The 14,703-nt window shown below is 38.9% G+C and carries 8 protein-coding genes and 4 pseudogenes; 1 reads left to right on the top strand and 11 read right to left on the bottom strand.

The window, feature by feature from the left end:
• Positions 1-382 precede the first annotated feature (382 nt).
• From H8704_RS02540 to H8704_RS02510, 7 genes and pseudogenes are all read right to left on the bottom strand, one after another.
• The gene (locus H8704_RS02540) at positions 383-1,429 is read right to left on the bottom strand and encodes a virulence RhuM family protein (protein WP_249297195.1); all 1,047 of its coding nucleotides are present in this window, start codon (positions 1,427-1,429) and stop codon (positions 383-385) included.
• Between the two features lie 33 nt (positions 1,430-1,462).
• Entirely contained in the window at positions 1,463-3,529 is a 2,067-nt protein-coding gene (locus H8704_RS02535) for a DUF262 and DUF1524 domain-containing protein (RefSeq protein WP_249297193.1), read from the bottom strand.
• Positions 3,530-3,541: 12 nt separating this feature from the next.
• Positions 3,542-3,787 (bottom strand): annotated as a pseudogene (locus H8704_RS02530) (type I restriction enzyme endonuclease domain-containing protein); the annotation flags it as partial.
• Positions 3,788-4,029: 242 nt separating this feature from the next.
• A complete protein-coding gene (locus H8704_RS02525) occupies positions 4,030-4,815 on the bottom strand; it encodes a helix-turn-helix domain-containing protein (protein WP_249297189.1) in 786 nt (261 codons plus the stop codon).
• A gap of 357 nt (positions 4,816-5,172) precedes the next feature.
• Positions 5,173-6,063 (bottom strand): annotated as a pseudogene (locus H8704_RS14355) (UDP-glucose--hexose-1-phosphate uridylyltransferase); the annotation flags it as partial.
• 223 nt (positions 6,064-6,286) lie between these two features.
• On the bottom strand, positions 6,287-7,669 hold the full coding sequence (locus tag H8704_RS02515; protein WP_249297187.1) for an MFS transporter: 1,383 nt from the start codon (positions 7,667-7,669) through the stop codon (positions 6,287-6,289).
• Positions 7,670-7,733: 64 nt separating this feature from the next.
• Positions 7,734-10,772, bottom strand: coding sequence for a glycoside hydrolase family 2 TIM barrel-domain containing protein (locus H8704_RS02510; RefSeq protein WP_249297185.1), 3,039 nt, complete (start codon positions 10,770-10,772; stop codon positions 7,734-7,736).
• Positions 10,773-11,135: 363 nt separating this feature from the next.
• Between H8704_RS02510 and H8704_RS02505 the strand changes: the two genes are divergently transcribed.
• On the top strand, positions 11,136-11,993 hold the full coding sequence (locus tag H8704_RS02505) for a helix-turn-helix transcriptional regulator (protein WP_249297183.1): 858 nt from the start codon (positions 11,136-11,138) through the stop codon (positions 11,991-11,993).
• A gap of 176 nt (positions 11,994-12,169) precedes the next feature.
• Here H8704_RS02505 and H8704_RS02500 read toward each other — a convergent pair whose 3' ends face one another.
• The 4 genes and pseudogenes from H8704_RS02500 to H8704_RS14500 all read right to left on the bottom strand — a co-directional run.
• Positions 12,170-13,036 carry an EamA family transporter gene (locus tag H8704_RS02500; RefSeq protein WP_249297182.1) on the bottom strand — a complete coding sequence of 289 codons (867 nt, stop codon included), beginning with the start codon at positions 13,034-13,036 and terminating at the stop codon, positions 12,170-12,172.
• Between the two features lie 62 nt (positions 13,037-13,098).
• A pseudogene (gene rhuM, locus H8704_RS14350) lies at positions 13,099-13,683 on the bottom strand (RhuM family protein); the annotation flags it as partial.
• 449 nt (positions 13,684-14,132) lie between these two features.
• The gene (locus tag H8704_RS02490) at positions 14,133-14,318 is read right to left on the bottom strand and encodes a hypothetical protein (protein WP_249297180.1); all 186 of its coding nucleotides are present in this window, start codon (positions 14,316-14,318) and stop codon (positions 14,133-14,135) included.
• Positions 14,292-14,402: pseudogene (locus H8704_RS14500) on the bottom strand (recombinase family protein); the annotation flags it as partial. The pseudogene H8704_RS14500 and the gene H8704_RS02490, both read right to left, overlap by 27 nt.
• Between the last annotated feature and the right edge of the window lie 301 nt (positions 14,403-14,703).

Below are 14,703 nucleotides of genomic sequence, written 5' to 3'. Positions count from 1 at the left end.
TCAGTAAATAGAACCATCTAGTCCTCTTCAAAAACAGAGTTACTCTTTACGCAAAAAAATAACAAAAGTCAATGCTCATAAATAATTTACCTAGAATATTGACTTATCTTCTGCATATGCTATACTATGAATACGCTAACTCGTGATGGATACGGCTGGGTTCCCGAATGGGAGTAGGTGTAAACCAAGAATTCCTTTGCCCCTGGGGTCAGCTTATTTTTTTCTCTTTTTCAGGTTTTCTATTATGTTTTCAGGATCTTTCATTACTTCCCCAACTATTAATTCTATTTCTTGCACAATTTTTCTACTAGCCTTTTAGTAAATTAGTCATCGGAGAACTGTTTCCGCATAAAAGGCATCGTCTTACCCCGAAATCAGGACACTATTTCTTTTCGTTTTCCTCTAATTCCAACATATACTTATCGAAGTCAGACATAAATAATCTATCCTGAACAACACGATATTTTTCAAATTCAGTTTCAGCTTTTGCCTTGGCAATTTCTGCTGTAATTTTACCTGCATCCTGAAGAACCTCTCTGTCATCAGCCATCAGAAATAAATCCAAACGCTTTGACCAGTCCTCCATTGTCATTGGAATATGACGTTCTGCACGGTCTTCTGCCAAATCCAAATAAGCAGATACAATACGCTCCAATGAACGCATTTCCTGCTCACTCAAATAGTTCTTAGCAACGCTCACATCACTTTTTACTATTTTGCCATCCGGTGCTGCTGCCCATGTAGTCAATCCCATATGCGGCTTATCTGCATCTACGCGCTCATAAATCAACTCTGCTGCCGTATGACCATGAACTGCATAATGCATCTTGTTCTGTACCTTTGCAAAGAACTGCTTGGTTGTTTTTGCAGTACGGTCATAATCAAGAGCTGTAGCATATATGTCGGTTATCTTCTGATAAAACCTACGCTCAGACAAACGAATTTCTCTAATCTGCTCAAGCAAACGGTCGAAGTATTCTTTTGTAAGCACTGAACCACCATTTTTCAGACGTTCATCATCCATGGCCCAGCCTTTGATGGTATAGTCCTTGACAATGCTGTTGGCCCATTTACGAAACTGTACCGCACGCTCATTATTCACTTTAAAGCCGACTGCGATAATCACTTGAAGATTGTAATGTGCCACCTCTCGGCTCACTTGGCGTGAACCTTCCTTTTGAACTATTAAGTATTTCTTAATAGTTGAATTGCGCTCCAATTCTGAATCGTCATAGACCTTCTTTATATGTTGATTAATCGCAGCCACACTTACGTCATACAACGTGGCCATCATCTTCTGTGTGAGCCATATATTCTCATCCTCGTAGCGCATTTCAAAACTGTCCTGCTGTTCGCCGACAGAGGCAACATAGGTCAAATATTCTGCTGCACTGGAACGGATTGTTACTTCATCTTTTTTCTTTTTCAAATTGGATTTCCTCCTTATTTCGTCCCAAAATCTTTATTCTGTCTGTGCATCAAAAGACTGCTTCACTATCTCCATAATCTGTTCTAGTTCATCCTGGTGCTCCATAAATAACTCAACATCTCCATTTCCCCAACGACCTAAATCGGTAATATCCTTACAGATTCCATTAGGATCGTTAACCTCAGTAAACTTCATGTTAATTGAAATACGCAATCTTTGTTTCTGAAAAACAATATCAACAAAATTAGTATCCAGCTTATATGCTACATACAACTTTTTATACTCCCTCTTTACATCCGGAGATAAATTCATAATGCGTTTATCCAAAGATGTAAACAACATTTTTGTAAATGCATTTATATCATATGTCTCTAAAGAATACTTCTGTGCTGTTTTCTTTTCTTCCTGATATGGTGCAAGTTCCACATTTGTTAGAGAAGGATATGGCCAAATAGATTCTGCTTTTTTTGCGAGCATGTTTGCTCTCTCCTGAATATGCTTTTCATTCCACTCATTTAACAACACTATATATTTATTGAGCCTGAGTGCACTTTCTTTGAAACCTCCTGGCATATTCATTTTTTCCCTAAAAGGTCTATCACTCATCTCAGAGTTATATGCAGTCAAAGTAAGGTTTCCAATTGTATGTAAATATTTTTTCTGGACCTCGTGCCAATCAGCACCGAGATCAGCTTGCCACTCCGAAGAAAGATTTTTATTTTGTGGCATTATATGCTCTATGGTATAATTTTCTATAATAATTGGAGCCTTCTTTTCAAAATTCTCCAAACGGCTAAGAATATAATTTCTAGCACGCATATTATAAATATCACGGCTTACAAATGCACCTTCAAATTTATCGTTATCCGGGAATTCTTTATAAGTATCCTGCATCACGAAAAATGCCTTAACAGAATTCAGGTAATCATCTGGTCTGATATAATTCTTCAACGTTGCAAATGTTTTGTTCATCGAGTTAGTCGGGATCTCGCAAATTGCACGTCTCAATACATAGCTAATACAAAGTTTCAAAATTTCCTTCAACTCATCTGACGTTATTATTCCGTCTGTACAATCATGATGAATCTTCAATAAGAATGGATAGGATACTTCCATTCTTAAATCAATAATATCCTCATATAATTTCTTTAGATCCAAATCAGAATTCCGCTTGAATACAATATTTGTATAGTATTTTGCATAATCCAGTAAATCTTGGCAAAGTTCTCTGATGGTTCCAAATTCACAATTTAAATGATACAACTTAAATTCCTCATATACACGTCCTTGCTTTGGAATACGGGCAAGTTTCATTGTCAGGTAATGACGAAAGAAAGCATCCATTACTGTTCCTTGTGTTTCATAAACAAACAATTGCTCCATAGGACGCCAGAGATGCTCATATACATATATTTGCTCTGATGGCTCCAGTCCCATCAAAACATAATTGCGAATCAAATCGGATTCGGAAAGTTCCTTACCGGTAGAATTCAAGCTTTCAAAAATTGCCTGTGCATCGTCAACAGCACGATCCAATGTAATATTAACAATTTGCAATTTTCCAATTGACTCATATACCTCAGCAGGAAGAATTTCTTTATCTGCTAATTTATCAGCAAAAAACTTGTAATTTTCAATCAATCTTGATCGAGTGCCCTCTGCTATTGGCTTTTCCTCAACAAGATTTATGAGAATATCCCGATCTGTTTCAGTCAACAGTAATTTATATCGCTCATCACCATTTTCATACTCATTTTTTAAAAGCATATTATCTATACGACGAGCATTGATTGATGTATCACCTGGATTCTTGATTGCATAATCGCGCAGAGCCAAAAGAAGCAGTGTTAATGTAGTCATTCGCTGTTGACCATCAATAATCATATATTTCTGAACACCTGTCGGCATTGCCTGTTCAGCGATATTAACAATAGATCCAACAAAATGACCCACTTTTCCTTTTCTCTGCATTTCTACAATATCATTCCAAAGTCGTTTGCACTGTTCTATATCCCAGCTATAGAATCTCTGGTAAACAGGAATTAAAAACTGTTTATTTCCATTCAGTATCTCATAAATATTACCTTTACGTGCATCCATATTATACCCCCGTTACTTCTTTTCTCCATAAGGAGCCGGTGTCTCTGCTACCATACTCAGTTCTGTTTCCGACACATATTTATAAAGCTTTTCCTCTGCTCGCGGTTCCACATTATCCGTCCAAAGCTCACACTGATTGATTACTGTGTTTATTGCAAAATCATAATCTTCCGGTGGATACTTATATTTCTTAAGAAGACGCTTAACCATCTTTCGCATCTGAGCCCTTGCTGTTTCTTTCTTCTGCCAATCAATGGTACGATTCTTCCTTTCTACCTAAATAGTATACCACAATCTACGCTGTCTTTGTTGTGCTTTTTTCAGTTTTGAACCATTCCTTTGCATTCGGAACAACTTTTTAATACTCATGCTTTACAGACTTGGTACACACTCAGAATTATTCAAAATTAGGTTTATAAAGCAGAATAGTAATTCAGAAATCAAGAATACACAAAGTTAGCTTAAGGATGTCGAGAAGTTCCTTCCTGCCTCTGCTGCATTTATCGTTTTAATTTTCGATATTCGCTCGGAGTAATTCTATAGCGTTCCTTAAACACTCTATTAAATGTTCTCTGGCTGTCAAAACCACTATCCAAACAGATGTCAAGGATTGTATCGCTGGAATTCACTAACCTTGTACATGCATAGCCCAATCTGGCATCATTAAGATACTGATTGAAATTGCGATGAAATGTTTTAGAAAATACTCGTGACAAGACATACTTACTTACTCCAAGATCATGCGCCATCTCCTCTAGAGAAAATTTTTTTCTAAAATTTCCTGATATATATGATACCGTTCGGTATATCAAATCATCGCTTCCCACACAACTTTTTTCCACCAATTCCATTTTTCCTATACATCTTGCCAGCACAATTTGAACATAAGCTTGAACAATCATGGGGTCTTTTTTCTGCATTTGGATAATTGCCTGAATTGCATTATAAACATCCGGTTCGATCTGCCCCGCACGAATAACCGGATATTCAGGAGCATATCCTTGTATTTTATCTTCAAATACTCCTGCAAAAGAAGACGGAACCAAGATATAATCCGCCCGGCTCGTTTTCTCTGAAAACACTTGATAATGATGAATAATATCGGAAAAGACGAATCCGACATCACCCTTTTCCATATGATATAGTTCCTGCCCCACTCCCATCTCAAGTGTTCCTTCCGTTACGCACACAATTTCCAATGCATTATGTAAATGTGGAGATACATGTTTTGACACTCTTTGCGCCGCATATACCTCTTCCTTTGTTTCCTTAAATGTAAAATGCATTGATACGTCTCCCCTTTATTACTTAATTTTTGATTTTCTCTGCAACATTTGTCTACATTTTCTTTTAATTTGGCAAGCATTCTTATCCAGCCTGTCCTATAATGAACTTGCAAATAAGGAAAGGAGGAATACAAAATGAACAAATTCAAAAATTATATGAACAACCTTTTAGCTTTCTATGAAGGATACTTTGAGCATGTATATCATGCATAATCTGGCTAAAAGGACTATTTGTGAAAACTGAATACTGAAAAAGCAGACCACTTCACAAATGTGAAATGGTCCTTTTTTTATATGCACTCCAAAAATTTTTTGAAGGCAGCTTGTCCTTCCGGTGTTCTTTTGTAAACACCTGCGCATCGTGTTATGAGATATTCCTTGCGTTTCGCTGAAAATAAATGCTTTTTCATCTGTATATCCACGCCAACAAGACAGGACACGGTCAGCAGCCCCTACCAACGACTCTGTGTTATTCCCTTTGTAGACGAATAACAGACATAGGCCATTTCACAGTTCCTGCATGAATATCTGGAAATTATTTTAATGAAATTTCTGTCTCATAAGGTGTTTTAGCCATTGCGAACTCATATTCTCCCCCTTGAAAATGATCATGGCTTAATATGGATCCACCTACAATTGGCAAATCTGCATTTGATCCTACTGTATAATGTGGAAACTGTTTTACAAAATCCAACAATTTGGCAAAAACTGCCTTATTAATTTTCATTGGAATATGTCGATCATTGAAGACAATACATTGTTCGTTATAGTACACATACGGCGAATACTGTAAATTGTACTGTTCTCCACACAATGTAATCGGAATAATTCTGTGATTTTGTCTTGCCGGATGAGAAATATGTCCGGCGTAACCTTCATTTTCTTTGCACAGCAAACAACTCGGATACCCCGATTTTTTTGCTTTTCCTGCCTTTGCAATATCACGAGGATCTTTTTCCGGTTTTGATAAATTGATGGTTATATCCATTGCACCAAATTCTGTATTTGCTGTCCATTTCTCATCCTTTGCAATTCGATCTTTTCTAATATAATTTGTTGCCTGGCTAAACTGATAATAAAAATCTGTGACAATTCTCTTTCTGATCTAACCTCTTTCGCTGTTCCTTCATGCCCTGTCAATTGAAATAATTCCAGAAGGCGATTCGTCACATATACTTCATCTTCCGGATCAACCAATCCCTGGTTCAATCCATACGCCACAAGTTCATTGATATACTCATTAATCATGACACCTCCCCCCTTCACACATTCTGATATCCATTTGGATGACTTTTATGCCATTTCCATCCACATAAATATCTTTCAATGTTTCATCATACATTCCATTTTTTTTTTTTATCAAATCATGTGTCACCACAAACCCATCTCCTTTTCTTTACGGAACAAAAAGCATTGCCTGTAATTGTTTATTCAATTAAGACAATGCTTTCCTGTTACCAGTTTCTGCTCATTACTGCTGAGCGGTTTCTACTGTAATTCCCTTTTCTTTTTTGAGCTTTACATTTGTCTCCTCCACATTCATTCTGGAAAGGATAAACATAATAAGTACATCAAAGATCAGTGGCAGCCAAAGATACATAAACTGCATCATATTCAACGCGGACTGTGGCTGAACAGCATGTGTTCCCACATAACCACTAAGTTCTAAGAGCCATCCTACGACCGCCGTTCCAATACCTCCGCCAATCTTAACGCCAAGTGAAGTACAGGAATACATCGTACCATCCACACGCTTTCCCTGTGTCAGGTATGTATACTCGGAACAAGATGCGATCACTGCATTCCTGTCTCCCTGCCAAGGTCCCTGTCCTAATGCTGCTAATGCTGTAAATGCCATCATCAAAGGAATACTTCCCATATATCCGGCAACAACAACAAGAGCTCTGCCAATCACAGCAAGGATGTAACCTCTCAAGTTCAACTTATACATACCATTCCACTTTCCAACCAGTGTTGGTGTAAAGATTAATGCAATGATAAGAGGAATGTTTACCGCCCAGGCAAATTGTCCAAACAGATTTTTGTTTTTCAAAACCCAGGTCATATAATAAATACCGGCACCGATCATTGCACTGTATAACTGTTGCAAAATATAAGTACCACAGATCATCAGATAAAATTTATTCTTTACCAGCAGCTTGAATGCCTGAACCAGCCCATATTTTTCCTCTTCGCCTGTTGTGGCTCCTTCATTTAATTCCTCTTCCGGAAGTTCTTTAACAGATAATGCGGAAATAGTATTCACAACTAATCCGATCACTGCATAAATAATTGCAACCATACGCCATGCGGCTGCATCTCCACCACATTTTGCAACAAATCCAACAGTAACTGCTTGAATCAGAAGACTGGTTGAAAAAGCAAAAATGAAACGGTAAGAACCCATCTGCACACGCTCTTTACTGTTCTTGGTAACAAGTGATGTCAGAGCAGAATAAGCAATGTTATTTGCCGTATAAAACACTCCATTCAACAGCGTATACGCAATAAAGAACCACGCATACTGTGCCGTCCTGCCAAGACTTGTTGGCACTGCAAAACAGGCTACCAATGTAATTGCACAACCAATGTAACCATATAGCATCCATGGTCTTGCCTTTCCCATCTTACTATGCGTCTTATCAATCATTGATCCAAAAAAGATGTCTGTAAATCCATCGAGTAATTTGGAAACGGCAATCAGTGTTCCCACTATACCGGATGCCAATCCAATCGTATCTGTCAGATATACCATCACAAATGATGTCAGGAATGCATACACTACATTTCCCGCAATATCACCGGATCCGTATCCTATCTTGTTGTACCATTTTAAGTATTTCTTTTCCTCCATAAGAATCGCTCCTTCACTATTTGTTATTTAGAAACAATTTGCTTTGGTTATCAAGTGTCTTGTATTATCCTTTTACAAACGGAATGAATTCAAACTGAAACTGAAATGCTTCCTCAGCAAACCGATATTTATTCAAAACATCCGGTCCGCAGCTATTTGAACCAATTCCATTCATTGCATAATCCATACAGAATACGGTGCTATCCGATTCTTTCAATTCGTAATTGTGTGTTGCCCGTTCCAACTCCTCCTGTGTATAAACAGAAGCGTTAAACGAAAATGGATTCTTTGAAACTGCTGCAATTCCACATTGACCGTTTGTAAGCTCTACATAATCGCAGTCATAATGACTTCCATTCTCCTGTGGACGAATATAGTCTTCATGCATCTGAGCCACCTTCGAACGGAATAATCCATGCCAGGAAGCCTGATGTTTATCCCGGTAGCTTTCCTGTGGTCCCATTCCAAAATAAGTAATCTCATCCATTTTCTTATTCAAAAACATCCGAATTCCAAACCTTGGCAGATCTGGGAATTCTTTATCTTTTACTGCCTCCATAACCGCCTCTATTTTCCCGTCCTCATTGATCTTCCATGTCATTTCCACATCCAAAATCTTTTGTACGGTATCAGCTACTACTGCCACATGCTCCATGATCAATACCCCATGCTTGTTCTGAAGCACTTCTATGCGGTATGCTCTGGTATAAGCAGCATCATAATGTGCCTTTTTCCATTCCTGCTTTATATACATATCGTTATCTGTCGGAGCCCGCCAAATATTCAATTCCATTGGATGGTTAATATAACTTCTTCCGGCAAACTGCAGGTTCTCAAACAATCCGGTACGCTTATCTAAAACGTAAGTAAAATCCTTTGCCTGTAACACGATCTGCTTATCGTTTTCCTTGACATCAATGGTTTCGCCTGGTTTTTCCTGCTCCATCCACTTTACAGCCTGTCGGTTTCTATCATCCTCATTTGCAAGCTTTATTTCATCAAAACCTAATTCATACCCCTGTTCAAGCAACGGCATTTCCTTTTTCAACCGGTAAATAAGCTTCAGATAAACCTTACCGGTATTTGGAACCTGCAGCTTCAACTCCACTTCCGCATCGCTATGAGGTGCTGCAATAACATTTGCCAGCTTTCCTTTTTCCACCGTCAAGCCATCCTGTGTCATTTCATAGAAAATATCCACATAATCCTTCAAATCATCAAAATCCATATAATTGTGAAGAACCATCTGTCCGTTTTCCTGGACATAAGACACGACTCTCACCGGACGATAGACATTTTTATATTCCAGCAGTCCCGTATGCGGTGTACGATCCGGATAGACCAGCCCGTCCATACAGAAATTGCCATCATGAATGGTTTCTCCATGATCCCCTCCATAATAATATCTGGTCTTTCCATTTTCTGCCGTTCCATGTGCGATCGCATGATCACACCACTCCCAGACAAACCCGCCACACATCCGGTCATCCTTATGAATCATCTGAAAATAATCTTCAAAATCTCCCGGTCCGTTTCCCATGCTGTGGCAGTATTCTACCAGCAGAAACGGTTTGCTTCCGTCATTTTTCAGATAATCCTCTATCTCCTGCAGTGACGGATACATCCGGCTGTAAAGATCCAGATCGTCATAATTATAGGTAATATCATAATTACGGTATCTTGCACTTTCGTACTGTGTGATCCTGTCCGGATCAAACTTCTTTGTCCATGCAAGCGCCTTTTCAAAATTGCATCCATACGCACTTTCATTTCCCATAGACCACATTACAATGCAAGAACGGTTTTTATCTCTCTGTACCATAAGCTGGACGCGGTCCACAATCGCCTTTTCCCATGCCGGATCATCTGCAATCTTTTCATTCCAACGGTGAAAACGGTTCTGGTCTGTGTCCTCTTTCCAGTACAGCATAAATGGTCCATGCGCCTCAATATCCGCCTCGTCAATCACCATAAATCCATATTCATCGCACATCTGATAAAACTGTGGTGCGTTTGGATAATGACTGGAACGAATAGCGTTAAAGTTATGCTGCTTCATCAACATTAAATCCTTTTTGATCTGCCGGACATCGATCACAAATCCTGTCTCCGGATCAGAATCATGGCGGTTGACTCCACGGAATTTAATCTTTTCTCCGTTAAAATAAACAACCTTGTCCTTAATTTCAATCGTCCGGAAACCAATCCGATCCACGATCACTTCATCCGGCATTGTCAAAATAACCTGATACAAATAAGGATTCTCCGCATTCCATAAAACCGGATTTAACACGGTCAGTTCTAACACACCATTCTCTGCTGTTTCCCCTCTTGCTACGACTGCTCCATATTTATCTTCTATAGTAACTTTCGTTTCCACTGGTTCTGCAAAATGCATATCCAATTTCACAACAACGCTGTCTTTTTCTACATCTGTCGTAATGTGATAATCTCTGATTGTCTTTTCCGGTCTTTTCAGCAAATAAACATCTCTGAAAATGCCACTCATCCGAAACTTATCCTGATCCTCCAAATACGATCCATCACACCATTTGAGCACCAGAACTGCTAATGTATTTTCCCCCTCATTCAACAAATCTGTTACATCAAATTCACTGGTAGCGTGAGGTACCTGACTGTATCCGGCATAAGTACCATTTACCCATACATAAAAACAGCTATCGACGCCTTCAAAATTCAGAAATGCTTTTGATGCCTTTTTTTCTCTGTGATATTCAAAGTTATGAACATATGCTCCACATGGAATATCCTGTGGCACATATGGCGGGTCGAATGGAAACGGATAACGAATATTCGTGTACTGATGCGTGTCATAACCATCCATCTGCCATACACCCGGAACAGTTACCTGATCAAACCCGGAAACATCATAGCCTTTCTCGTAAAATGATTCCGTAACATCATAAATACTGTTATAATACTGAAACTTCCACTCTCCGTTTAACAACTGAAAACGATCCGATCTTTCCCGATGCTCCACCAGATCATTCATACGAACTGATGCCGGAATGTAATATGTCCTCGCCGGCATTGTCTTGTGGTGCATAACATTCAAATCTTCATAAAAGCGTGGTACGACCATTGTGTAATCCTCCTTTAATATATATTTTTTTGTCCACCGCATTAGGCAATCAATAAAATACAGCCTGTGTCCCATCCTCTTCCGTCCCTGTATTACCTTGAAACCATCATACATTTTTGCCAAAAAAATGTCTATAAACAGAAATGGACAAAATATGCACAAAATGATACACTAAAGTGAATGCAGTTTTAGCTGTATACCAATATTGACTGCTTGCAGTCAAATATTGATATACAGCTAAAACTATATGAGCGCAGCTCTCACCGAAAAACCGCAGGTTTTGAGGTGACATTCACTTTATATCTCCAGCTCATCATGAACTGCGTGCAGTCAAATATTTCACTTTCCAAAGGAGGATTCAAAATGTATATAAATTCCGGTTATCACAACCACTCCCTTATCGACTTCAAAGACAAAAGCCGACCACTTATTGTAGGAAGCTGTGGCACCTATCGCCTATCCTCACACCCAAAGCTTCCAACTTATCGTCCCAAAGGAAGACTTGACTTTCAAATCATCTATATAGCAGCCGGACGGGCTCATTTTCATTTTGACAACACAGATGACGATACTGTCGTTACAGCAGGAAACATAGTACTTTACCGCCCAAAAGAATTTCAGAAATATGAATACTATGGCATTGATAAAACAGAAGTTTACTGGGTACATTTTACCGGAAGCGATGTAAAGAACATTTTAAGAAACTACGGTTTTTCCGATGACCAGCGTATCTTCCATGTGGGAACTTCTTTGGAATATGAACGTATTTTTAAACGAATTATTTTAGAATTACAAAGATGCCAGGAGGACTACGAAGAAATGCTGACACTACTATTGCGTCATTTACTGATTATTTTTCACCGGGAGCTTACTCGCAAACGTGTAATAAAAAACGAATACCTCGATCATGAAATGGACACTGCAGCGTCCTATTTTAACGAAAACTATAACCGTGATATCAACATTGAAGAATATGCTGCTTCCAGAGGAATGAGTGTCAGTTGGTTTATTCGGAATTTCAAAAAATTCACCGGTACAACACCTATGCAGTTCATCACCTCCATCCGGATCACTAATGCTCAGATGTTATTAGAAACCACAAATTACGCCGTAAATGAAATTGCACGCATTGTCGGTTACGATAACCCACTGTATTTCAGTCGGCTGTTTCATAAACAAAAAGGCTGTTCGCCATCCGGATATCGGAAACTTTTAAAATAAAGAAAGCTATTGCTTGCTATGTGATTCAAATTTGCGTATATTTTTTCAAACAAAGAAAGGAGATGCTTAAAATGAAAACCATCAGTATCAGATTAGAGGATTCAATTTACGAAGAACTAACAAAGAACTATCTTACTAAACAGGAGGTAAATTTCTAAATAATTCCTAAACGCTTTTTAAATAATCGCCAGTAAAACCGTTCCAGCTGTAATAAGCAAAACGCCAACTGCCGCTTTTTTTGTCAGCCTCTCGTGAAATACAATCCATGAAAAGGCAATCGTCACCAGCATACTGAGCTTATCAATCGGGACTACCACGCTTGCCGGTCCCTCTTGTAATGCCCGATAATAACAGAGCCATGACGTTCCCGTTGCCAGTCCCGACAGGCAAATAAAACATAATTCCTTCTTCTCTATCGCCTTTATCTCTTTCTGTTTTCCGGTAACAAATACCATGAACCATGCCATAAGTAACACTACTGTGGTACGTATTGCCGTACCGAGGTTGGAATCAATTTCTTCGATTCCAAGCTTCCCCAAAATAGAAGTCAGACTGGCAAATACCGCTGACAACACCGCATAGATCAGCCATCCGCCGCTCTTTTTCCCGGAATCTGTTTCTATGTCCTTTTTCGTTATCATCATCATGGTTCCGATTCCAATCAACAATACAGATACTATTTTTGCTCCTGTAATCCCTTCGCAAAGGAAAATGAGCGCCAAAAGAATAGAAAGTACGGTACTGGATTTATCAATGGGTACAACCTTATTGATGTCCCCTTTCTGAAGGGCATGGAAATAGCACAGCCACGATGCGCCTGTCGCCAATCCTGACAAAACAAGAAACAAAAGCGTCCGACCATGAATCTGAGTCATCCCGCCCCATGTTCCGGTAATCAGTACCATGAGCCAGGAAAACAACAATACCACCACGGTTCGGATGGCTGTTGCCACATCCGAATCCGTTTTCTTAATTCCGCATTTTGCCAGAATCGCTGTGATTCCCGCAAAAAAAGAAGAACCTATCGCATAAAATATCCACATACTGTACATCTCCCTACTTATTCAGGCGGTATCCCGCTCCCCACACCGATTCCAGAATCTTAAGCGGATACAATACGTTCCAATGAACGCATTTCCTTCTCTGAAAGATAATTCTTCGCAATGCTGACATCACTTTTTACAATCTTGCCTTCAGGAGCTGCTGCCCATGTAGTTAACCCCATATGTGGCTTATCTGCATCGGCTCGCTCATAAATCAACTCCGCTGCTGTATGTCCGTGAACTGCATAATGCATCTTGTTCTGCACCTTTGCAAAGAACTGCTTGGTTGTTTTTGCTGCACGCTCATTATTTACCTTGAATTCGACCGCGATAATCATTTGAAGGTTATAATGCTTGGTATCGCGTGTAACCTGACGTGAACCTTCGGTTTGAACTATTTGGAAATTCCGAATAGTTCAATCTTCCTCAAGTTCCGAGTCGGAATAAATCTTCTTAATATGCTCATTGATCGTACGAACATCCACATCATATAATGTGGTCATCATCTTCTGTGTAAGCCATATATTCTCATCCTCATAGCGCATTTCAAAGCTGTCCTGCTGGTCACCGACAGAAGCAACCTAAGTCAGATATTCTGCTGCGCTGGAACCGATTGTCACTTCATCTTTTTCTGTTTCAAATAGGATTCTCCTTTTTCCATAATCGGCAACTTAAATTCTATGAATTTCAGCCACTGACCATTCTCTTTGCGTTATTCGTAAATCTGTACATTATCCACTAACTGCGACAGGAACTCCCGTTTCTCTGCTTCGTTCATTTGAGCATACAATTTATCAAAAAAAATGAGTGCCTTGTAATGTATCCCCTGTAATCTTATCTGCCAGCAGAGAGCGTTTCTTAGCCTTTGCAGATACCAGCAATTCCTCTGCTTCATCTATTTTATCATAAGTCTTGTGCAAATGGTTCTCTAAATCTGTTTTTCTTCGCTGATAATGCTTATCCTCATAATCAAGAGAATAAATATCTGTTAAAATAGTATCTTTATTATAATATAGTTTTCTTTATTGTATTTTATAATTTTCTATTTTCTAATCTAATGCACCAGTATCTACTTCCATATTTATTTTGCTGCGGATTAAATCCGAAAATTTAGGATTACTAACCAGTTTACTATCACCTCTGTAACAGAAACATCCAGCATTTCTTCATGCACCTGCTTTTTGTAATCACATTTACGACCTCTGCTCATGTTTCTGTGCTTGCAGCCATAATAATAAAAGTCCTTATAGTTACTTCCGTCCTCCACACAAATCAGATTCACTCCAAAATCCTGCATTACTTGTAATGTTGCAAGTACATCTGCCGCATTTCTTCCAAATCTGGAAAGTTTAAATACAAGAACATAAGATATGTGATTTCTGTTCGTCGGACCAGAGATTTGCTTACAGCTTCCTTCAGGTTCTACCTCACAATAGACACCCTGGCTGTTCGGCTATACACTTCCCGCTATCTGGGCGTATTCGGGACTTGCACCCGTTAGAGCGCGCCCATGGCGCGCAAACATAAAAAAGCAACCGATATTACTCGATTGCCACGTAGTTACTCCTGCGAAACTATTCCTTTTTCAAAAAATTTGTAAATATTGCCTAAATGCTTTTGTGAACTTTTTCCTTCAAAAAACATTACAAATTGATAATTGACTTTTT

The sequence above is a fragment of the Jutongia huaianensis genome, from assembly GCF_014384985.1.
In the GTDB taxonomy this organism is placed as follows: Bacteria; Bacillota; Clostridia; order Lachnospirales; family Lachnospiraceae; genus Jutongia; species Jutongia huaianensis.
The sequence above is the reverse complement of the archived record's forward strand: the minus strand, read 5'-3'. Positions and strand labels throughout refer to the sequence as shown.

Excerpts from the sequence above, each read along its gene's own strand:
- H8704_RS02535 (WP_249297193.1), bottom strand. The coding sequence starts at position 3,529 with ATGGATGCACGTAAAGGTAATATTTATGAGATACTGAATGGAAATAAA.
- H8704_RS02525 (WP_249297189.1), bottom strand. The coding sequence starts at position 4,815 with ATGCATTTTACATTTAAGGAAACAAAGGAAGAGGTATATGCGGCGCAA.
- H8704_RS02515 (WP_249297187.1), bottom strand. The coding sequence starts at position 7,669 with ATGGAGGAAAAGAAATACTTAAAATGGTACAACAAGATAGGATACGGA.
- H8704_RS02510 (WP_249297185.1), bottom strand. The coding sequence starts at position 10,772 with ATGGTCGTACCACGCTTTTATGAAGATTTGAATGTTATGCACCACAAG.
- H8704_RS02505 (WP_249297183.1), top strand. The coding sequence starts at position 11,136 with ATGTATATAAATTCCGGTTATCACAACCACTCCCTTATCGACTTCAAA.
- H8704_RS02500 (WP_249297182.1), bottom strand. The coding sequence starts at position 13,036 with ATGTGGATATTTTATGCGATAGGTTCTTCTTTTTTTGCGGGAATCACA.